The sequence below is a fragment of the Pseudomonas sp. TCU-HL1 genome (assembly GCF_001708505.1).
In the GTDB taxonomy this organism is placed as follows: Bacteria; Pseudomonadota; Gammaproteobacteria; order Pseudomonadales; family Pseudomonadaceae; genus Metapseudomonas.
This window is the reverse complement of sequence record NZ_CP015992.1, coordinates 2,510,457-2,530,767: the sequence shown is the minus strand read 5'-3', so window position 1 is coordinate 2,530,767 and position 20,311 is coordinate 2,510,457. Positions and strand designations below refer to the sequence as shown.

Annotated in this window: 19 protein-coding genes, 5 tRNA genes and 1 pseudogene; 11 read left to right on the top strand and 14 right to left on the bottom strand. The window is 65.1% G+C overall.

The window, feature by feature from the left end; genetic code table 11:
* Positions 1-25 precede the first annotated feature (25 nt).
* Positions 26-385, top strand: a complete 360-nt coding sequence (locus tag THL1_RS11710) for an Mpo1-like protein (protein ID WP_069083427.1) — start codon at positions 26-28, stop codon at positions 383-385.
* A gap of 181 nt (positions 386-566) precedes the next feature.
* Here THL1_RS11710 and THL1_RS11705 read toward each other — a convergent pair whose 3' ends face one another.
* The 5 genes from THL1_RS11705 to THL1_RS11685 form a co-directional block, all read right to left on the bottom strand.
* Complete coding sequence (locus THL1_RS11705) at positions 567-1,364, bottom strand: acyl-CoA thioesterase (protein WP_069083426.1); 798 nt, start codon at positions 1,362-1,364, stop codon at positions 567-569.
* Between the two features lie 116 nt (positions 1,365-1,480).
* Positions 1,481-2,242: a CHAD domain-containing protein gene (locus THL1_RS11700; protein ID WP_069083425.1), complete on the bottom strand. Its 762-nt coding sequence runs from the start codon at positions 2,240-2,242 to the stop codon at positions 1,481-1,483.
* 57 nt (positions 2,243-2,299) lie between these two features.
* Positions 2,300-4,288, bottom strand: a complete 1,989-nt coding sequence (locus THL1_RS11695) for a transglutaminase TgpA family protein (protein ID WP_069083424.1) — start codon at positions 4,286-4,288, stop codon at positions 2,300-2,302.
* Positions 4,285-5,232: a DUF58 domain-containing protein gene (locus THL1_RS11690; protein WP_069083423.1), complete on the bottom strand. Its 948-nt coding sequence runs from the start codon at positions 5,230-5,232 to the stop codon at positions 4,285-4,287. Before THL1_RS11690 ends, THL1_RS11695 begins: the two co-directional genes overlap by 4 nt.
* Positions 5,232-6,149 (bottom strand): AAA family ATPase, encoded by a 918-nt coding sequence (locus THL1_RS11685; RefSeq protein ID WP_069083422.1) that lies wholly within the window; start codon positions 6,147-6,149, stop codon positions 5,232-5,234. Before THL1_RS11685 ends, THL1_RS11690 begins: the two co-directional genes overlap by 1 nt.
* Positions 6,150-6,362: 213 nt before the next feature.
* On the opposite strand from THL1_RS11685, the gene THL1_RS11680 reads away from it, so the two are divergent.
* From THL1_RS11680 to THL1_RS11655, 7 genes and pseudogenes are all read left to right on the top strand, one after another.
* Positions 6,363-6,773, top strand: a complete 411-nt coding sequence (locus tag THL1_RS11680) for a PA2817 family protein (RefSeq protein WP_069083421.1) — start codon at positions 6,363-6,365, stop codon at positions 6,771-6,773.
* 163 nt (positions 6,774-6,936) lie between these two features.
* Positions 6,937-7,455 carry an RNA polymerase sigma factor gene (locus THL1_RS11675; protein ID WP_069083420.1) on the top strand — a complete coding sequence of 173 codons (519 nt, stop codon included), beginning with the start codon at positions 6,937-6,939 and terminating at the stop codon, positions 7,453-7,455.
* 18 nt (positions 7,456-7,473) lie between these two features.
* Entirely contained in the window at positions 7,474-8,409 is a 936-nt protein-coding gene (locus THL1_RS11670; RefSeq protein ID WP_069083419.1) for a FecR domain-containing protein, read from the top strand.
* Positions 8,410-8,670: 261 nt separating this feature from the next.
* Positions 8,671-10,506: pseudogene (locus THL1_RS11665) on the top strand (TonB-dependent siderophore receptor); the annotation flags it as partial.
* Between the two features lie 59 nt (positions 10,507-10,565).
* A complete protein-coding gene (locus THL1_RS11660; RefSeq protein WP_069083418.1) occupies positions 10,566-11,696 on the top strand; it encodes a PepSY-associated TM helix domain-containing protein in 1,131 nt (376 codons plus the stop codon).
* Positions 11,693-11,863 (top strand): hypothetical protein, encoded by a 171-nt coding sequence (locus THL1_RS30300; RefSeq protein WP_177343828.1) that lies wholly within the window; start codon positions 11,693-11,695, stop codon positions 11,861-11,863. Before THL1_RS11660 ends, THL1_RS30300 begins: the two co-directional genes overlap by 4 nt.
* 119 nt (positions 11,864-11,982) lie before the next feature.
* A complete protein-coding gene (locus THL1_RS11655; RefSeq protein ID WP_069083417.1) occupies positions 11,983-13,125 on the top strand; it encodes an SRPBCC family protein in 1,143 nt (380 codons plus the stop codon).
* Positions 13,126-13,179: 54 nt separating this feature from the next.
* On the opposite strand, the gene THL1_RS11650 is transcribed toward THL1_RS11655, so the two are convergent.
* The 5 genes from THL1_RS11650 to THL1_RS11630 all read right to left on the bottom strand — a co-directional run bounded on the left by THL1_RS11650 (position 13,180) and on the right by THL1_RS11630 (position 13,683).
* Positions 13,180-13,255 (bottom strand) — tRNA-Gly (locus tag THL1_RS11650).
* 15 nt (positions 13,256-13,270) lie between these two features.
* A tRNA-Glu gene (locus tag THL1_RS11645) sits at positions 13,271-13,346 on the bottom strand.
* Positions 13,347-13,352: 6 nt separating this feature from the next.
* Positions 13,353-13,428: transfer RNA gene (locus tag THL1_RS11640), tRNA-Gly, on the bottom strand.
* Positions 13,429-13,516: 88 nt separating this feature from the next.
* Positions 13,517-13,592 (bottom strand) — tRNA-Gly (locus tag THL1_RS11635).
* A 15-nt stretch (positions 13,593-13,607) separates the two neighbouring features.
* A tRNA-Glu gene (locus THL1_RS11630) sits at positions 13,608-13,683 on the bottom strand.
* 231 nt (positions 13,684-13,914) lie between these two features.
* On the opposite strand from THL1_RS11630, the gene THL1_RS11625 reads away from it, so the two are divergent.
* The gene (locus tag THL1_RS11625) at positions 13,915-14,685 is read left to right on the top strand and encodes a hypothetical protein (RefSeq protein WP_069083416.1); all 771 of its coding nucleotides are present in this window, start codon (positions 13,915-13,917) and stop codon (positions 14,683-14,685) included.
* Positions 14,686-14,708: 23 nt separating this feature from the next.
* Positions 14,709-15,371, top strand: a complete 663-nt coding sequence (locus tag THL1_RS11620; protein ID WP_069083415.1) for a glutathione S-transferase family protein — start codon at positions 14,709-14,711, stop codon at positions 15,369-15,371.
* Between the two features lie 209 nt (positions 15,372-15,580).
* Here THL1_RS11620 and THL1_RS11615 read toward each other — a convergent pair whose 3' ends face one another.
* Both THL1_RS11615 and THL1_RS11610 read right to left on the bottom strand, forming a co-directional pair.
* Positions 15,581-16,063 carry a GAF domain-containing protein gene (locus THL1_RS11615; protein ID WP_069083414.1) on the bottom strand — a complete coding sequence of 161 codons (483 nt, stop codon included), beginning with the start codon at positions 16,061-16,063 and terminating at the stop codon, positions 15,581-15,583.
* On the bottom strand, positions 16,060-16,950 hold the full coding sequence (locus THL1_RS11610) for an ATP-binding protein (RefSeq protein WP_069083413.1): 891 nt from the start codon (positions 16,948-16,950) through the stop codon (positions 16,060-16,062). Before THL1_RS11610 ends, THL1_RS11615 begins: the two co-directional genes overlap by 4 nt.
* A gap of 99 nt (positions 16,951-17,049) precedes the next feature.
* On the opposite strand from THL1_RS11610, the gene THL1_RS11605 reads away from it, so the two are divergent.
* Positions 17,050-19,374: an ATP-binding protein gene (locus THL1_RS11605; protein ID WP_069083412.1), complete on the top strand. Its 2,325-nt coding sequence runs from the start codon at positions 17,050-17,052 to the stop codon at positions 19,372-19,374.
* Here THL1_RS11605 and THL1_RS11600 read toward each other — a convergent pair.
* Both THL1_RS11600 and THL1_RS11595 read right to left on the bottom strand, forming a co-directional pair.
* On the bottom strand, positions 19,358-19,822 hold the full coding sequence (locus THL1_RS11600) for a MarR family winged helix-turn-helix transcriptional regulator (RefSeq protein ID WP_069083411.1): 465 nt from the start codon (positions 19,820-19,822) through the stop codon (positions 19,358-19,360). The two genes, THL1_RS11605 and THL1_RS11600, sit on opposite strands and share 17 nt — an antisense overlap.
* The gene (locus tag THL1_RS11595; RefSeq protein ID WP_069083410.1) at positions 19,819-20,304 is read right to left on the bottom strand and encodes a glutathione peroxidase; all 486 of its coding nucleotides are present in this window, start codon (positions 20,302-20,304) and stop codon (positions 19,819-19,821) included. The genes THL1_RS11600 and THL1_RS11595 overlap by 4 nt, the downstream gene beginning before the upstream one ends.
* Positions 20,305-20,311 lie beyond the last annotated feature (7 nt).

Sequence of the window (20,311 nt, the reverse complement as noted above, 5' to 3'; positions counted from 1 at the left end):
CCGGCATTCCCTCAAGGAGCCGATCATGGGCAAACGACTTCCCAACCTTCACGCCTGGCAGTGGCGGACCTATTCGGACAACCACCAGCACCCGGCCAACCTGATCCTGCACGTGATCGCCGTGCCGCTGTTCATCCTCGCGGCGATCACCCTGGTCTATGGCCTGTTCAGCTTCAGCTTCCGGCCCCTGGTGCTGGGCTTGATCGGCATAGCTGCCTCCCTGGCCCTGCAAGGCCGGGAGCACAAACTCGAAGGGGTGCAGCCGGAACCCTTCAGCGACCGCAAGGACGCCGTCGGCCGGCTGCTGGTAGAGCAGTTCATCACCTTCCCGCGCTTTATCCTCAGTGGCCAGTGGTGGCGCAACTGGCGCAAGAAGAAGCGCTGAAGGCAGCCGTGCCTACCCGCCGAGCAGCCCTGCGCTTTGTAACCGGGGCCTGTTTCGCCGTAGGGTGCGCCATGCGCACCGGCTCGACATCAGATGAGAAACAGTCGCGGCCCTAATACCGCTGATGCGCGCGGCGCACCCTACAAACGCCCATCCTCCTTATGCGCCCGCCACAGGACGATCAGCCAAACACCACCACGGTCTGCCGACTCATGGCCACCAGTTCGCCTTCCGGCGTCCACAGCGCCGAAGCCGCATGGCCATAGCCATCGCGGGCATGCTCGATGCGCGCCCGGTACTTGCACCAATCGTGGGTATCCAGCCTGGGCAACGGCTGGACGAACTCGATGGTCCAGGTCAGGGTACTGCCCGGTGCGGGGGCCGGCAGGTGCGGCACAGTTGCCGGTGGCCAGGCATCCACCAGGGCCAGTAAATGGGCCTCGGTAAGCGGTTCCCGCTCCACTTCGCCACGGAAGCGAACCCAACCGCCCATATCGCGCTCACGGCTGCTGGAGAACGGCATGCCACCGATGCTCCAGCGCATGGCCAGATGCCGGGTGAATTCCGGGGTGACATTCGGGATGTAGGGCAGCTCGACGCACGCCTCGGGCGCCTTCATCTCGGGGGCCGGTTCGGCCTCCATCTGCACCACCGACTGACGCGAGCCGCCGAAGCTGCCCTGCACCATCGCCACGACCTGCCCTTTCTGCAGCACACGGCAGAACACCTGGCTCACCGCCTTGCCTTCGCGCAGCAGTTCCGCCTCGAAGTTGGCCGGCACGTCCGGCTCCAACGGCCCGACGAAGGTGGTCGCCAGGGAGCGCACCGGCCGTCCCGGCTCGACCTTCGCACGCATGGCCTCGAACGCCAGCGCTGCCACCACGCCGCCGAAGGCCGCCCGCCCCTGCCCCCAGGTGCCAGGCACCACCACGTCCGCGGGATTGTTGCGCGCGGAGCGGATCAATTCGGAAAAGTTCATCTGAAGTCCCTGTAGTTAACCCCTGGCCGGCGATCTTAGGGCATTGCCTGCACTGCTCGAAAGCCGCAGCGCAGGGCTGCCGCGCCAAGGCCAAGGGGAGAAACGCCAGGGCGGTCTCAGGCGAAGCGGCGGAGCAGCTTTTCCAGTACCCGGTCGGAGCGAACTTCGGCGGCGTGTAAGGCCACCTGCCACGCGCGCACCAGGGCACGAAGGTCAGGCTCCTGTTCCGCCCGTGCCAGCCACTGGAAATTGTCATGCCATTTGCCCAGGGCCGATTGGGCCCCGACCAGCAGGCGCTGGGTCCTGGGTGACAGATCGACAACTCCCGGGTAGGCCTCCAGGCCATAGCGCATGCGCTTGATCAGCAGGCGCAGACGATGGCGGTCATGGGAAGGGTCGCGCAGGGCCTGCTCGAGCCTGCGGCGGTTTTTCTTCAGTGACTGCTCGACCGACTCGCCCAGGTCTTGCAGCAGCCCCTCGCGGCAGGACACCCGCATCAAGTGCGGCCAGGCATCCAGCACCTGGAACAGGCGCGTCAGCTCGGGCGCCAGGAGCAATTGGGCATAGCCGGTCCGGCGCGCCTTCACTCGCTCTACGGTCAAGCGATCCAGGCCTTGACTGCTCAGCTCTGTGATCAGCACCTCCAGGTCCCGCAGCGGGCCACTCAAGGTCGCCAGGTCTGCCGCTGCCTGGCTCAACACATCCGCCGCCGGCATGCCACGCAGCGGGCGCAGCAGGCTGCGCAGGCGTCGGGTGGCAACCCGCAGGTCATGCAGGGCCTCATCGTCGGTGCCGGCGCTCATGCGCTCGATACAGGCACGCAGACGAACTTCCAGGCTAATGACCTGGGCGATCAGGTCGTCCAGCAATCTGGCCATTCTCGGTTTCTCCAGACATCACGCGCGGATGCGGGCAAGGCGTTCATCAAGCATGGCTCATCGGCGTGCGTCCCGCAGGCGCCAAGGCATCGCCCTGCGCAACGCGCGCAGCAGCCTGGCCGGATCGGCGACCGGCTGACTCCCGTAGCGGCTGGATTCAAAGGCCCCAACGAAGGCGCGGATCTGCGCCGCCTGCCGGGGCAGTTCGCGACTGGCCCGTTCGGCAAAGGCTCGCGGCCCTTCACCCTTGCCCCTCAGGACCCCCTGGCGCGCCAACAGGCGCTCGAAGGACTGGAACTGACGCAATTGCGGGTCCCGCTCACGCCGCCAGGGGGCAAACAGGAATAGCGCCAACACGCCCATCAGCACCGCCGCCACGCCCACCAGCCCGATGCCCAATAAACGGCTGTCCAGACTGCCGAACCAGCGCCGTACCAGCTCGCCCTGGACCTGGCCCTGATACCCCAGCACCCAGCGCTGCCAGTCATGGTTGAGGTTGTCCCAGGCCAGCCGTACCCGGTTCAGCCAAGTCAACTGGCGGAATCGCAGGGGTGACAGCGGCGACCCCTCGAGGAAACTTTGCTCACCCGCCAGGGCCTCTTCCAGACCGAACTCGATGCGGTTGGGCGCCACCTGGAAGGTGGGGTCGACGCTGACCCAGCCACGCCCTGGCAGCCAATACTCCACCCAGGCATGGGCATCGAACTGATGCACCAGCACATAGTTGCCTGCCGGGTTGAACTCCCCGCCCTGATACCCCGCCACCACCCGTGCGGGTATACCGGCGGCGCGCAGGACGAAGGTCATTGCACCGGCGAAATGAGCGCAGAAGCCACGGCGCGTATCGAAGAGGAAGGCATCGACGCTGTCCGCGCCGAGCGGCAGCGGCTTCAGGGTGTAGACGAAGGGTTCGCGATTGAAGTGGGCCAGCAGCGTATCCACCAGCTCCTGGGGGTCGGCATGACGCTGCTTGAGCTCGGCGGCCCAGGCCCGCGCCCGCAGATCTCCCTGGGGCGGTAGCTGCAAGGCCCGGCGCAAGGCCGCCGGGTTGCCCCGAGGTTCGCGCACCGCCTGGGGCCAGGAGGTGGCCTGGTAGAGCAGGGGTCGATCGACCGGCCGGTTGCGCTCCAGACGGAAGTCCGCCATGGCGCGCACGCCTGCTTCGTTCGTCTCGGCCACGTCCAGACCGAACAGCCAGGGCTTTCCGCTGGGCTGCATGACGATGCTGTAGCGCAACGGCTCCCCCTGCCTGGACCAGTCGGCGCTCTGCACCTGATGGGCCGCCAGGGACTGGGACCAGCGACGCCCATCGAAACGCTCCAGGGTCAGCGCACGCCAGTAGAGCTGGCTCATTGGCGGCACCGGGCCTTCGAAGCTGGCACGGAACGCCAGTTCACCGGAGCGGCTGAGTTCCGCGATGTCCGCTGGACTCATGGCATCGGACAACCCCGTCACCCCCTTGTCGTTCGGCAACGGCAACGACCAGAGCGGCCCCAGGCGCGGAAAGAACAGGAACAGCAGCAGCATCAGTGGCACCGCTTGCAGCAGCAGGCCACCGGCGGCCTTCAAAGGTACCAGCGGCCGCTCGGCGAAACGGCTTTGCTGCAAGCCCACCAGCGCGGCCAGCAACGCGCAGAGCGGCAGCAGGCTGTACAGGGCGGCGAGCATGCCGTCGTTGAACAGGTAGGCAGTGACCTGGGTGAAGAAGCCCAGCAGGATCAGCACCAGGGCGTCGCGCTGGCTGCGCAACTCCACCAGCTTGAGGATGAACACGGCCACCAGCAGCACCACGGCCGCCTCCAGCCCCACCAGAGTGCCCCGGGAGAGGAACACGCCCAGGGCCACGGCCAGGATCAGCGCGGCCTTGACCACGCCACCGGGGAACTGCGCACGCATACGGAAGATCTGGATACGCCAGCCGGCACAGCCCAACCACATGGCGATGATCCATAGCGGCAGATAGGGCAGGTGCGGCAGGATCACCAGCACCTGGGCGACCAGCAACCAAGTCAGGCCAATGCGGGTGATGGGCGGGGCGGCCTTCATCGCGGCACCCCGAACAGCGCCAGGGCGCGCAGGCAGGCTTCCCGGTGGGCATCGCCGGTGTCCGGCGCCAGCTCCTGCCCGCCCAGACGCAAGCCGAACGGCTGGCTGCGGGACGAGAACTGCAGAACCCAGTGGCAAAGCAGGCCCAGGCGCTGCTCCAGGTCGCCCTCCAGTGGCTCCAGATCGAGCCAGAGATCACGCCCGGCGAGGGCCGCGAAGTCCTTCACGAACAACCCTTGCCCGCGCGAATAGGCTTTCCAGTGCAGGCGGCGGCGCGAGTCACCCGGCTGGTAGGCACGCAGCCCCTGGTAGTCGTCCGCGCCGGCGCCAAGCACATGCTGGCCATCGTCGCCGTCATCCTCGCCGTGGCCGGGCATCAGCGGCAGATCACCCTCCAGCGGACGCGGATAGACCAGCAGCGCCTGATCCAGATCCACCCAGCTCCAGGCCACCAGCAACCCCAGGGGGAAACGACTTTCCACCCGCAGACGCCTGGGCCGCAGCCAACCGCGACGAGTCGTGGGCTGGTGCAACGCCACATCACAGGCGCCTTCAGCCGGCACGTCCTGCACGTGCAGCGGCAGAGGCGGCCAGCCGAGTGCAATGGCCTGGTGCTCACGACCGCCACTCTCCAGGGTGACGTGAAAATGTGCCTGCTCGCCGAGAAACACCGGCGCCCCGCCGGCCGCCTTGAGGTTGAGACCCGACAGATTGCGGTAGGTGTGCAGGATGGACACCAGGAACACCGACAGGAGCAGGAAGGTTAGCCCATAGGCCAGGCTGTTCTGGTAATTGATCGCCACCAGCAACATGGGCACCAGCGCCAGCCCGAAGGCGACTCCGGCACGGCTGGGCAGGATGAAGATCCGCCGCTGATCGAGGCGCACCTGACTGGCCGGCGGGATACGCCGGGTCAGCCAGCGATCGACCTGAGCGTCCAGCATCAGAGCGCCGGCACTTCGCGCAGCAGCCACTGCACCAGCGCGCCACCACCATGGCCGGACGGGTCTGCACGCTCGCGCAAACGGTGACCGACCACCGAAGGCAGCACGGCCTGGACGTCTTCGGGAATCACGTAGTCGCGCCCCGCCAGCAGGGCCCAGGCACGGGCCGCCGACAGCAATGCCAGGCTGGCGCGGGGCGAGAGCCCCCAGGCGAACTGGGGCTGGCTGCGCGTGGCGTCTACCAGACGCAGCACATAGTCCACCACCGCATCACGGGCGACGACCTTGGGCACTTCAGCCTGGATCAGGCCGAGTTCGGCATGGGTGAAGACGGGTTCCAGGCGCGGCAGCAGTTCGCGGCGCGCCTCGCCCTGGAGCAGCGCTTTTTCCGCGGCCTTGGCCGGATAGCCGAGCGACAGACGCATGAGGAAGCGGTCCAGCTGCGATTCCGGCAAGGCGAAGGTACCACCCTGGCTGACCGGGTTCTGGGTCGCGATGACGAAGAAAGGCTCCGGCAACGGGCGGGTCGCGCCCTCGATGGTCACCTGGCCCTCCTCCATGGCTTCCAGCAACGCACTCTGGCTCTTGGGGGTGGCGCGATTGATCTCGTCGGCCAGCACCAGCTCGGCAAAGACCGGACCGGGGTGGAAGACGAACTGGCCGCTGTCCTTGTCGAACACCGAGGTACCGAGGATATCTCCGGGCAGAAGGTCGGACGTGAACTGGATGCGCTGGAAGCTCAGCCCCAACACCTTGGCCAGGGCATGGCCCAGCGTGGTCTTGCCCATGCCGGGCAAGTCTTCGATCAAGAGGTGTCCACGGGCCAGCAGGCAGGTCAGGGCCAGGCGCACCTGCGCTTCCTTGCCCAGCAGTACCTGATTGACCGCATGTAGACAGGCATCCAGTTTGGTTCGCATTCGTCGCTCCCTGTGCAATGCGACGATGCTACTGGCAGGCCGGGTAACGGCAAAGCGCCCGGCAAACTTTACTCATGAAACTGTGCGTCAGCTCGCTGCGCCGGCTTCTGCGTGGAGGTTGCCGCTGAGCAAGGTCCGCCGAGCCCCTGGGCAGGACATCAGGCGACGAGAGCCTTATACTCCCGCGCCCGATCCAGCTTCAGGAATTCCAGCATGGCCAATCCCTACCTCGACCACCACCTTGCCCTGCTCGCCCACCTGCGCAGCATCCTGGTCGCCCTGGGCGAGGCCGAACAGGTTCCGGAGGAGAACCACGCCCTGTTCGTCGAGCGTTTCGACGACCTGATGAGCGAACTGCCGCGCGACCCGGAAGGCAGCCTCTACCTGGGCCAGGACCTGATCAGCCAGGTCTTCCACCGTTACCCGCAGATCGCCCACCTGGTGCCCCGCGACCTGCTCTGGTTCTTCGGCGGCGACTGCCTGCACTTCATGCCGGACGAAGAGATCGAGCTCTTCCAGCGCCTCGACGAGCGCCGTTACGAAGCCGAGCAGAACGGCGAACCCTTCGACTGGAACCGCGAGAAGCAACTGCTGGCGCTACCGGAAGACGGCAGCAAGCACTGAGCCCCCGGGGCGGCACCTCCCTGCCGCCCCACCTCCTCCTGCCACGCGCCCCAGCACCACCCATCGCCCATTCCCCTGGCACAGTTGCGGCACTGGGCCAGCTCCTGCCATTATCGCGAATAATTATTAATAACTCTTTATAGTTCTTCTCAACGAGGTCAGCGTGTCGGCCGGTGATTCCGCGAATCCGCATCTGGTAGGGCTGCCTTACCGAGACCATCGCGATTGGCTGTACGGCTGGCTGCGCAGGACGGTGCAATGCCCCCACCGCGCCGAGGACGTCAGCCAGGACACCTTCCTGCGCCTGCTCACGCGCACCGACCTGCAGCCGCCCCGCGAACCCCGTGCCCTGCTGGCCACCATCGCTCGCGGCCTGCTGGTGGATCAGTTCCGGCGCAATCACCTGGAACGCGCCTACCTGGACGAACTGGCCCTGGCCCCTCAGGCGCTGCATCCCGGCCCGGAAGAACAGGCCCTGATCCTTGAAAGCCTGCGGGAAATCGACCGCCTGCTCGGACAGCTCTCCAGCAAGGCGCGGGCAGCCTTCCTCCATGGCCGCCTGGACGGCCTCGGCCATGCTGAAATCGCCGAACGCCTGGACGTCTCCCCGCCGCGCGTTCGCCAGTACCTGGCGCAAGGCATGCGCCAGTGCTACATCGCCCTCTATGGGGAGCCGACATGAGCCGCGTATCCGCGCGCCCTGGACGAAGCCATTGCCTGGCAGCTGTGCCTGGACTCCGGCGAGGCGACCGAGCTGGAGCGCCATGAGTTCAAACGCTGGCTGGGCGCCCACCCCGAGCACACGCAAGTCTGGCAGCAACTGGCCGGCATCGACCAGCAGCTGTCCGCCGCCTTGCCTGCTACGGCCCGTCGCGCCCTGTTGCGCAGCGGCGGCATACGGCGCCGCAGCCTGCACCGGATTGGCGGCAGCGCCATGGCAATGGTGCTGGCCATGGGGCTTGGCCTCGTATTGCTGAGCCAACAGCGCCCCGTGGGGGATTACCTGGCCGATGAAGTGACGGACAGCGGCGAACACCGCGAGCTGCGCCTGGCCGACCGTAGCGTGGTCCCGCTCAACAGCCGCAGCGCGCTGGATATCGACTTCGACGGACCGCAGCGCCGGCTCTACCTGCGCAGCGGCGAAATTCTGGTGAAAACCGGCCACGATGACCCGCGACCCTTTGTCGTCGAAACCGAGCAAGGCCACCTGCAGCCGTTGGGAACCCGCTTCCTGGTGCGCCACGAGGGCGAAGCCACGCGCCTGATTGTGCTCGAGTCGGCTGTCGCCGCCGAACCGCGCAATGCCTCTGGCGAACGGGTGATCCGGGCGGGCGAGCAAGTGCTTATCGAGCGGCAGCACCTGGGCCCGACGGCAACGGCACCGGTGGGCGCCGAGGCCTGGAGCCGCGGCCTGCTGGTGGCAGAAGACATGCCACTCGCGCAACTCATCGCCAGCCTGGGCGAATACCGCAGCGGCTACCTGGGCCTCGATCCGGCCCTGGCCAACCTGCGCATCAGCGGCGTCTTCCCGCTGAACGACATCGACAAGGCACTCGCCGCCCTGCCGCCCAACCTGCCAGTGCGCATCGAGCGCTTCAGCGGCTGGTGGGTGCGAGTGGTGCCGGCGAAGAATTGACACCCGAGCCCCCTCCGGAAGCAGTGGGAGCGAATTCATTCGCGATTGAAATCGCTCCCACAGAGATGCCGGGCCCGGCGACACGACAACCACCCCTGAACATCGGACGGCATGGGGCTGAAAAATTTTGGTTCTTCGCGGAGTCTGGGGGAAGAGCGAGTTGACAGTCAGGGAAGCGGGTAAATTGGCAGTCGCCAAACACACCAACCCCCACGCCCTGCTGTCGCCATGCATCCTATTGATCTTGCCGCTTTCTGGCCAGGCTACGGCGCCGACTCCCGCGCCGACTGGCTGAAGGTACGCGGCTTCGTACCGACCCAGTTCCTCGACGGCCTGCCGTTGCCGGTGGGTTCCTTCGCCAACCCGAAGATCGAACCTTGGAACCTGGAACGTATCGCCGTGCTGCGCGGCCCGGCGTCCTCCGTCTACGGCCAGACTCCGCCCGGCGGCCTGCTCGACATGGTCAGCCGCCGCCCGCAGGCCGAGCAGGCCAACGAAGTGGAACTGCAAGCCGGCAGCAACGAGCACAAGCAGATCAACTTCGACAACACCGGCAAGCTCGACGGCGAGGGCCAGTTCCTCTACCGCGTCAGCGGCACCGTGCGTGACAGCAACTCGCCCATCGACCATATCCCGGACAAGCGCTACAACCTGGCGCCGAGCCTGACCTGGAACATCAATGACGACACGCGCCTGACCTTCCTTTCGCAGTACACCCGCGACGATACCGGCATCACCGGCCAGTTCCTGCCGCTGCAGGGCACCAAGATCGACTCGCCGTTCGGCAAGATCTCCCACCACAAGAACCTGGGCGAACCGGACTGGGACTTCTACGACCGCACCTACTGCGCCCTGGGCTATGCCTTCGAGCACCGATTCAACGATGTCTGGCAGTTCCACCAGAACCTGCGCTACACCAAGAGCGACCTGGAATTCCAGGCGGTGAACGTGTCCACCTTCAACAGCGTCGACGCCGACGGCAACGTCAGCCGCGAGTCCGGCATAGTCGATGAGGACATCAGCCAGTTCGCCGTGGACAACAACTTCCAGGCCGACTTCAGTACCGGCGAGCTGGACCATACCCTGCTGCTCGGCCTCGACCACCAGCGCTCCAACAGCAACTACCGCTGGCTCTACGGCTTCGGCGTACCGCCGATCAGCGTGACCAGGCCGGTGTATGGCGCAGACCTGTCCAACGTCACCTACTTCACCCTCCAGGACTACAACCAGAAGACCCGCCAGACCGGTCTCTACACCCAGGACCAGATCGCCCTCGACAACTGGCGCCTGACCCTCGGCGGCCGCGAGGACTGGGTGCACACCAGCACCGAGTTCTACAACCAGAACGGCGTCAGCAACACCCAACGCGACGTGGCCTTCAGCGGCAACGCGGGCCTGAGCTACGTGTTCGACAATGGCGTCACCCCGTACATCTCCTACGCCGAGTCCTTCCAGCCAGCCATGGGCGCCACCGTCAGCAGCACCCAGTCCTTCGACCCCACCGAAGGCAAGCAGTACGAGGCAGGGGTCAAGTACCAGCCGCCCGGCAGCGACGCCCTGCTCACCGCCGCCGTCTACGACCTGACCCAGACCAACGTCAGCGTTACCGAAGGCAGCGTGACCCGGCAGGTCGGCGAGTTGAAGGTGCGCGGCCTGGAACTTGAAGCCACCGCCGACGTCACCGAGAACCTCAAGCTGGTGGCCTCCTACAGCTACACCGACAGCGAAATCCAGAAAGGCGCCGACAAGGGCAACCGCATGGCACAGATGCCACGCAACCAGGCCACCGCCTGGGCCGACTACACCTGGCACAGCGGCTTCCTCGACGGCTTCGGCATCGCCGGCGGCGTGCGCTACGTCGGTGACAGCTACGGCAACACCGCCAATACCTGGCTCGGCCACACCGGCTCCTACACCGTTTACGACGCCTCCGCACACTACGACCTGAGCCGCCTGGACAGTTCGCTGCGTGGCCTCTCCGTGGCGGTGGACACGAAGAACCTGTTCAACAAGGAATACCTGTCCACCTGCGACGGCTTCTGGTGCTACTACGGCGACGAGCGCAACTTGGTGGCCAGCGTGAACTACAAGTTCTAAGCCCCTCGCCCCCGAAGAAGGGCCGCCCACGGGCGCCCCCCCTTTCACAGGGAGTTGCCATGCACAGCCGCACCATCCGGCGCTGGTCCCGGGTCCACACCTGGACCAGCCTGATCTGCACCCTCTTCCTGCTCATGCTGGCCCTCACCGGGCTGCCGCTTATTTTCCACCACGAACTGGAGCACCTGCTGGGCGAAGCCCCCGAGCTGCGTGAAATGGCCCCGGATACGCCGCACCTCGGCCTGCAACAACTGGTGGACGCCGCCCGGCGCCATCGCCCCGGCGAAGTGGTGCAATACCTGGGCTATGAGAAAGACGAACCCAATGGCGTGATCGCCATCACCGCTGCCACGGCCGGCACCGAACCGAATTCATCACACACCTTCATGCTCGACGCCCGCACCGGCGAAGCCCTGGCGATGCCGGCCGCCAATGGCGGCGTGCTGATGTTCATCCTGCGCCTGCACGTCGACATGTTCGCCGGGCTGCCGGGCAAGCTGCTGCTGGCCTTCATGGGCCTGCTGTTCGTCGTCGCCATCGTCTCCGGCGCAGTGCTGTATGCGCCCTTCATGCGGCGCCTGAAGTTCGCCGAAGTGCGCCACCAGCGCTCCACCCGCACCCGCTGGCTGGATCTGCACAACCTGATCGGCATCGTCACTCTGACGTGGGCACTGGTGGTCGGCGTGACCGGCGTCATCAGCGCCTGCGCCGACCTGCTGATCAGCGCCTGGCGCCAGGACGCCCTGACCGCCCTGGTCGAGCCCTACCGCAATGCACCGCCGCTGACCGAGCGCGCCCCGGCAGACAACGTCCTCGCGATCGCCACCGCCGCACTGCCCGGCATGCAGGCGGACTTCATCGCCTTCCCCGGCACCCGCTTCTCCAGCGAGCACCACTACACCGTGTTCATGGTCGGCAGCACGCACCTCACCGCCCACCTCTGGACACCCGTGCTGATCGATGCACGCACCCTGGACGTCACCGCCGTGGCCCAGCGCCCCTGGTACATGGACGCCTTGGCCATGTCGCAGCCGCTGCACTTCGGCGACTACGGCGGCCGCCCGATGCAGTTGCTCTGGGCCGCGCTGGATATCCTTACCATCATCGTCCTCGGCAGCGGCCTGTACCTCTGGTGGGTCCGCCAGCGCCGCAGTGCCGGGCAGCCCGCGCCCGTGGAGGCTGTCGCATGAACTGGCAGCAATTCACCTTTACCCCGCCCCTGCTCATCGGCCTGCTTTGTGCCCTGGGGCTGTTCAGCGCACTGCTGGGCGATGGCGGGTGGGACGCCCTGGCCTGGCTCGGCCTGGGGATACCCACCCTGCTCGGCTGCTGGCCGCTGCTGCGCCGTCGATGCTGATCCAACCGGTCCGGGGCGGACACTTCTGCCAAAAGGCACGAAAAACCGGAATCCCGCGTTCAAAACACGGGAGCGAGCACTAGACTGCGTGGCACACCAACAAGACTGCCGGAGCAGCCATGAGCCACGACACCCAGGCCTTCCGTGATCGCTATCGCGCGGGCATCCACCGCCTCTACAACGTCTGGCTGCATGGTGGTTTCGTGCTGCTTTACGGCGCGGCCTGCCTGGCCTTCTTCATCGGCAGTCTGAGCGACGTGAAACCCTGGGAGTGGCTGGTAGTGCCGGCCGCCCTGGTGTTCTTCAACTGGGGCGAGTACACCATTCACAAGAACCTCGGCCATCACAAGACGCGCGTCGGCTCGATGTTCTACAAGCGCCACAGCGGCGATCATCACAGTTTCTTCGTGGCCGGGCAGATGACCTGGGAAACAACGCGGGACTGGCGAGTGATCCTCTTCCCGGCCTGGCTGATCATCTTTTTCAGCATGGGGCTGTTCGCCGCCTGGTGGCTGCTGTCCTACCTCAACAGCAACGTCGCCGCCCTCTTCTCCACCACGCTGCTCGCCGGCTATCTGAGCTACGAAGTCTTCCACGCCTGCGAACACCTGCCCGCCGATCACCCCATCTCGCGCCTGCCATGGATCAGTCACATGCGCCAGCTGCACGAGCTTCACCACCGCCGCGACCTGATGCAGACCCACAACTTCAACCTCGTCTTCCCACTGATGGACTGGCTCAAGGGCAGCCTGCACTGGGAACCACTGGAACAGGAGAGCGCCATGACCCGCATGCAACACGAAGTGGATATCGCCCGCAGCCCGGAACAGGTGCTGGCCTATGCCAGCACCGCCACCCGCTGGCCGGAGTGGCACCCCTCCTCCCTGCGCGTGGATGGCCCGTCCGGGCCGCTGCCGGCCGGTAGCCATTTCGAGGAAGACATCCACGCGGGCGGGCGCGCCGGTCACCTCAGCTGGGACGTAACCGAGTACAGCCCTGGCCGCCGCTGGCGTGCCACCGCCCGAGGCACCCACGGGCTGGAATTGGTGCTGACCTATGAATGCGAAAGCACGGATAGTAGGACACGGTTCGTCCGCACCCTGGAGTACGGTTTCTCCGGGCTGACCATGCAGATCGCGAACTGGCTCGTGATGCGCAACAAGATCGACCGGGAGTCGGCAGAATCCATGCGGCAATTGAAGGAGCGGGCTGAGAGCGCCATAGAAGAAGGCGCTGCGGCCCGCCAGCACGACCTGGCCTGAGTCCGAAACGCAGAAACAAGAACGCCGCTCGAATGAGCGGCGTTCTTGTTTATCTGGAGCGGGAAACGAGACTCGAACTCGCGACCCCGACCTTGGCAAGGTCGTGCTCTACCAACTGAGCTATTCCCGCGTACAACATTTGAAGTGGCGTCCCCTAGGGGACTCGAACCCCTGTTACCGCCGTGAAAGGGCGGTGTCCTAGGCCACTAGACGAAGGGGACTGAAATTGGAGCGGGAAACGAGACTCGAACTCGCGACCCCGACCTTGGCAAGGTCGTGCTCTACCAACTGAGCTATTCCCGCATACAACCTTTACAGCCTGCATCCTGAAAGATGCGTCCCTCAACCCTGAGGGTCTCGGCAAACAAGGCCTTGGCCCTGCTTTAGAACTTGGAGCGGGAAACGAGACTCGAACTCGCGACCCCGACCTTGGCAAGGTCGTGCTCTACCAACTGAGCTATTCCCGCGTGCAACAATTAAAGTGGCGTCCCCTAGGGGACTCGAACCCCTGTTACCGCCGTGAAAGGGCGGTGTCCTAGGCCACTAGACGAAGGGGACGCGGCCCGGAACTTACAACAGCTTTGACGCCTGCTTCCGGCTTCTCTGCTTTGCCACCGGCATCGCGTCGAAGTGGCGCGCATTCTATGGAGGGATTCAACACCCGTCAACCCTCTATCAAAAACTTTTTAAAATCAAAGACTTCTGCTCAAAATTTGATCCCCCCCTATCAGCGCTAGAGTCAAGTCTCTACACTCAGCCGCACCTTAAAAGAACATCGGAGCCCAGCAGATGTCGCCACTCGTGATCACCCTGCTGATCGTCGTCGGTATCGTCATCCTTATCGTCATTGGCTACGTCAACCACATGATGGAGAACAGCAAGCTGGAGAGGGCCCGTCTCAAGGCCGACCTCAACGACCGTCTCCGCCGCTGTGGCGACCTTTCCGAAACCCTCCCCGGCCAGATGGTTTCCCCCGGCCTCAAGCTACTGCTGACCCGCCTGCAACTGCAGTTGGGGGAACGCCTGCAGCAACTGGACAAGAATGATGGCGACCTCAAGGGGCGCCTCGATCAACTGCGCTCGCTGGCAAGCCAGGGCGAGTCGATCCCGGTGGCCAACCCGCCGCAGAAGATCCAGTCCGAGGCCAAGGCCAAGGAAATCCGCTTCCAGCTTGAAAGCCTCCACGGCCAGATCACCCGTGCCGCCCAGGAAGGCCTGCTGCCCGCCAACGAAGCGAAGAACTGGGTCAAGGAAATCCGCGACATGCTGGTGCAACTGCATGTCGAGTTCTTCACCAGCCTCGGCCTGCAGGCGCTGCAGGAAAACCAGCCACGCCAGGCTCGCCTGGCCTTCGAGCGGGGGGTCCAGTACCTACAGAAGCAACCTGACCCGGCCCGCTACCAGGACCGCCTGCAACAGCTGAAGGCACAACTCGCCCGAGCCAACGCCCTGGTACTGGAGAACGCCCAGCCCAGCGCCGATGAACCCAGCGAGCTCACCGAAGGTCTGAAGTCACTGGATGACGAAGACATCTGGAAGAAGAAGAACATCTACGACTGACCCGCTCAGACGAGGACCTCCCGATGAGCCTGACCCTCTATGGCGCCCCGCTCTCTCCGTTCGTGCGCAAGGTGCGCCTGTACCTGCTGGAGAAGGGCCTGGACTACCAGCTCGAAATCGTCTCACCCTTCAGCCAGCCGGCCTGGTTCCGCGAACTGAGTCCGCTGGGCCGGATTCCCGCCCTGCGCGATGGCGACACGACGCTCGCCGACTCCAGCGTGATCTGCCAGTACCTGGAAGAGAAACACCCGGAACTCGCCCCGCTTTATGGCCGTGACGCCAGCGAGAATGCGCAAGTGCGCTGGCTGGAGAAATACGCCGATTACGAGCTGGCGCCGCTGGCCACCTTCGGCGTGTTCCGCAACCGGACCCTGAAACCGTCCATGGGCCAGCCCTGCGACGAAGCCACGGTCCAGGCAGCCCTGGTCGACAAGCTGCCGCCCCATTTCGATTACCTGGAAAAAACCCTCGGCAGTGCCGAGTACTTCGTTGGCGAACGCCTGACCATGGCCGACCTCGCCCTCGCGACCCAACTGGTCAACATGGAGCATGGCGGGGAACGCCTGGACAGCTCACGCTGGCCACGCCTGGCCGCGCACTATGAGCGAATCTCCGCGCGGGAATCCGTGCAGGCCGTCATGCCTGGGGAACAGAAAATCCTCGCGAAACTCGCCGGGCGCCCCTGAACACCCCGCAAAAGCGTAGGAGCGAGCTCTGCTCGCGAAGGAGGCGGGTTCGCGAGCAGAGCTCGCTCCTACGAGGGATAGATACCCCGGACAAACAGCTTTTGATGATGCAAAACCAAAAACGCCGCCCTCCTGCTCAAGGAAAAGCGGCGTTTTTTCTTATGTGAACAGCATTACGGACAAGTCCGGGCTTTTTCGTTACCGCGCAATCAGCAGTCGGTCAGGCGCAGGAAGATCGCCGCCAGTTGCTCGATGCCAGCCTGATCCACTTCCGTGAAACGCGCCAGCTTCGGACTGTCCAGGTCCAGCACACCGATCAGACGCCCCTCCTTCACCAGGGGCACCACCAGCTCGCTATTGGACGCGCTGTCACAGGCGATATGGCCCGGGAAGGCATGCACGTCTTCCACCCGCTGGGTTTCCCGGGTGCGTGCCGCGGCGCCGCAGACGCCCTTGCCGAACGGAATGCGCACGCAGGCAACCTTGCCCTGGAATGGGCCGAGCACCAGCTGCTCATCGCGATTGAGGTAGAAACCGGCCCAGTTCAGGTCCGACAGTTCGTTGAAGAGAAACGCGGAGAACTGCGAGCTGTTGGCGATGAAATCACGTTCATCGGCCAACAGGGATTCCAGCTGGGCAGCCAGCAGCGAATAACCGGAAAGGCCGGCGCCGGCTTGTTGCAGCTCGATCATTTACGCGACTCCAGTAACGCAAGCCCGACCCATTGGCGGGCGAATTGATAGGCACAACGGCCATTGCGATTGCCGCGCCCCAGGGCCCAGCGAATCGCCTGCTTTTCCAGTTCTTCGGTCCACGCCCAGTCCAGCGCAGCGGGCGTAGCCAACACGCTGATCCAGTGACGCACCACTGCCAGGAAGTGCTCTTGGGTAAAGGGATAGAACGACAGCCAGAGGCCAAAGCGATCAGACAGGGCGATCTTGTCTTCCACCGCCTCGTTCGGGTGCAGTTCACCGTCAACCATCTGCCAATGCTCGTTGTCGCTCTGTTTTTCCGGCACCAGGTGCCGCCGGTTGGAGGTGGCATACAGGAGCACATTGTCCGGCGCGCGCTCCAGGGAACCATCGAGCACGCTCTTCAGCACGCGGTAGTCGCCCTCGCCCGCCTCGAAGGACAGGTCGTCACAGAACAGCACGAAACGCTGCGGCAGGCTGGCCAGTTGCTCCACCACGCGTGGCAGGTCGGCCAAGTGATCACGCTCGATTTCGATCAGGCGCAGACCGGCGCGGGCGTGCTCGGCCAGCAGAGCGCGAACCAGGGAGGACTTGCCCGTACCACGGGCACCCCAGAGCAGCGCGTGGTTGGCCGGCAAGCCATCGACGAACTGGCGGGTATTGCGCGCCAGTTGCTCACGCTGAGCATCGACGCCGATCAGGTCAGCCAGTGACAGGTCCAGGCTCACGACCAGCGGCTGCAGGTAGCCACTGCGGCCGTCACGGTGCCAGCGTGCGGCAAGGCTCGCCTGCCAGTCGATTACCGGGCGAGGCACCGGCAAAAGGGGGTCGAGACGGGCCAGCACCGCGTCGGCACGCTCCAGAATTTCAAACAAACGGGAATCCACGTTCAACTCCTTGCTCAGCCACAGTCACCAGACGCTGCCGGCAGACCGGATAGGCTATGCTTGGCAGGCCCTCGGAACAAGGCCAAATCCCACGTGCCCATGGATATTCCGCTGACACAACGGCTGTCGTTCAAGCAGGCCAGCCTGACCGTGCTGGTGGCATTCATCCTCGGCACCGTACTCAGTTTCGTCCAGGTCGCCAGCGACTATTTCAATGAGAACGCCTCGATCGATCGCGAGATCAAGGCCCTCCTCGAAATCGCCCACAGCCCTGCCGCGCGCATCGCTTACAACATCGACGCCGAACTGGCCCAGGAGCTGGTGCTGGGCCTCCTGCGCTCGCCGGCGGTGATTCGCGCCGAGATCATCGACAACAACGGCGCGGTGCTGGCCAGCGTCAGCCGTCCACGCACCGAAAGCGACTTCCGCATCTTCAGCGACTACCTGTTCGGTGAACGCCGCGAGTTCGAAGACCCGCTTTACATCGTCCATGCACCCAACGAAACCCTCGGCGTCCTGCGCCTGGAAGTGGACACCTTCGCCTTCGGCAGCCACTTCCTCCGTCGTGCCATGTTCACCCTGCTCAGCGGCTTCGTACGCAGCCTGCTGCTGTCGCTGATCCTGCTGGTGCTGTTCTACAGCATGCTGACCAAGCCCCTGGTGCAACTGATCCGCAACCTCAGCGAACGGGACCCACGCGCGGCGCCGGACGCCAAGCTGCCCTGTCCCCCCGGCCACGAGCAGGATGAAATCGGGGTGCTGGTGGAAGTGATCAACCGCCAACTGGCCAGCCTGTCTGTCGAGATGCAGCAGCGCCGCGAGGCGGATCAACGACTCAACCAGTACCTGGCCGAGCTGGAGAATATCGTCTCGGCGCGCACCGCCGAACTGAAGGCCGTCAACAGCCGGCTCAGCCGCTATAACCAGGAACTGGAAGTAGCGCGTAGCACCGCATTGGAAATGGCCAAGGCGCGCGCCGCTTTCCTCGCCAACATGAGCCATGAAATCCGCACCCCGCTCAACGGCCTGCTGGGCATGCTGGACCTGGCGCTGGACGGTCCGTTGAACGGCGAACAGCGCCGCCAGCTGCAGATCGCCCACGACTCGGGCAGCGTGCTGGTGGAGCTGCTCAACGACATCCTCGACCTGTCCAAATTCGAAGCCGGCCAACTGGAGCTGGAACAGATCCCCTTTGACCTGGGCACCCTGGTGGAAGACACCGCCAACCTGCTTTCGCAGAACACCGCCGCGGGCGTCGAACTGACCTGCCTGATCGACCCGCAACTGCCATCACTGGTTGTCGGCGACCCGACGCGGGTGCGCCAGGTGATCAGCAACCTTCTGTCCAACGCCCTCAAGTTCACCCGCTCCGGGCGCGTCGACGTGCGCGCCGCGCCCAGCCCCGGCGGCGTACTGATCACCATCCGCGACACCGGCATCGGCATCTCCGCCGAAGCCCTGCCCAAGCTGTTCCAGCCCTTTTCCCAGGGCAGCGCAGGAATTACCCGCCAGTTCGGCGGCACCGGCCTCGGCCTCGCGCTCACCCGACACCTGTGCGAAGCCATGCAGGGCCAGCTGGACGTCAAGTCACAGGAGGGTCTGGGTAGCCAGTTCAGCGCCGAACTGCCGCTGGTCGAACACAGCCCACCGGAGCCGCGCGCGCCCATGAAAGGCAAGGTCATCGCACTGTGCGGCGCCAAGAGCGGCCTGGCCCAAATGCTCGGCACCTGGCTGCCGCTTTGGGGCCTGGAATTCGAGCGGCGCGACCAGGACGCCGACCTCAGCGGCGCTCAGGCCGACGTGCTGATCAGCGACAGCCCCGATTGCCTGGAGAACGTGCGCAGGACCGCCCTGCTCCCCATCCTGCTGGTCACCGGCTACGGCAGCTTCCTGCCGCCACCGCGGGCGGCCACCCTGACGCCGCTTCACCAGCTGGCTCGTCCCTTGTCGCGTGCGGCGCTCTACCAGGCGCTGCAGCGGGTACTGATGCAGCTCCCCGAGGAGTCGCCCAGCCCGGCGCCGGCCCCCGTCGAGCCAGAGATCCGCAACGCACGGGTGTTGCTTGTGGAAGACAATGCTGTCAACCAACTCGTGGCCAAGGGCATGCTGGCCAAGCTGGGCTGCGAGGTCTTGCTGGCAGGCCACGGCGCCGAAGCCCTGAGCCGCCTGGAGCAGACCGCCGTCGACCTGGTGCTGATGGACTGCAACATGCCTGTGATGGACGGCTACGAGGCGACCCGGCGCATTCGCCAGAGCGGTCGCTGGCCTGACCTGCCCATCATCGCCCTGACCGCGAACGCCCTGCCGGACGAACGTGAGCGCTGCCGTGCTGCCGGCATGGACGACTACCTGGCCAAACCCTTCCGCCGCGAGGAGCTGGTGGCCCTGCTGGACACCTGGCTACCCGCTAAAGCGACCCCATGAGTCGCCCCAGCAGCTCGCCAAGGCGCGAGCGCAGTTCGGCCATCTCGTTGAGGTCCAGGCCGCTGGAGCAGATCAGTTCGTTGCGCAGGGGCATTACCTTGTCCCGCAGGGCGGCCCCTTCTTCCGTCAGTGCCAGGTGAACTTCGCGCTCGTCATGGGCAGCGCGCCGACGCAGCACCAGGCCGAGCTGGTCCAGCCGCTTGAGCAGGGGCGTCAGGGTGCCGGAGTCCAGCAGCAGGCGCTCACCCAGCGCCTTCACCGTGGGCTGCTCAGGCGGGCGCGCATGCCATTCCCACAGCACCAGCATGACCAGGTACTGCGGATAGGTCAGACCCAGGGGTTCGAGTAGCGGCCGGTAGCCCCGGGTCACGGCCCGGGACGCGGCGTAGAGTTTGAAGCAGAGCTGGTTGTCCAGCAGCAGCTCCGGTTCGATCGACGGAGTGTTCATTTCAACAGGGCTTCGATCTCGGCGCTGATCTCTTCCGGCTTAGTGGTCGGTGCGAAGCGCTTGATCGAACCGCCGTCCTGGCTGATCAGGAACTTGGTGAAGTTCCACTTGATGCCCTGGCTGCCCAGCAGGCCCGGCGCGCGCTTTTTCAGCTGCACATACAGCGGATGCGCCTCGCTGCCGTTGACGTCGATCTTCTTGAACAGCGGGAAGCTGACGCCGAAGTTGAGCTCACAGAACTCGCTGATAGCGCCTTCGTCACCGGGCTCCTGCTTGCCGAACTGGTTGCAGGGGAAGCCCAGTACCACCAGGCCCTTGTCCTTGTACTGCTGCCAGAGGCTTTCCAGCCCCTTGTACTGCGGCGTGAAGCCACATTTGCTGGCGGTGTTGACCACCAGCAACGCCTTGCCGCCGAAATCCGCGAGGGTCTTCTGCTCGCCTTTGATGGTGGTCACGGGGATATCGAGAATCTTGTCGCTCATGGCTGAA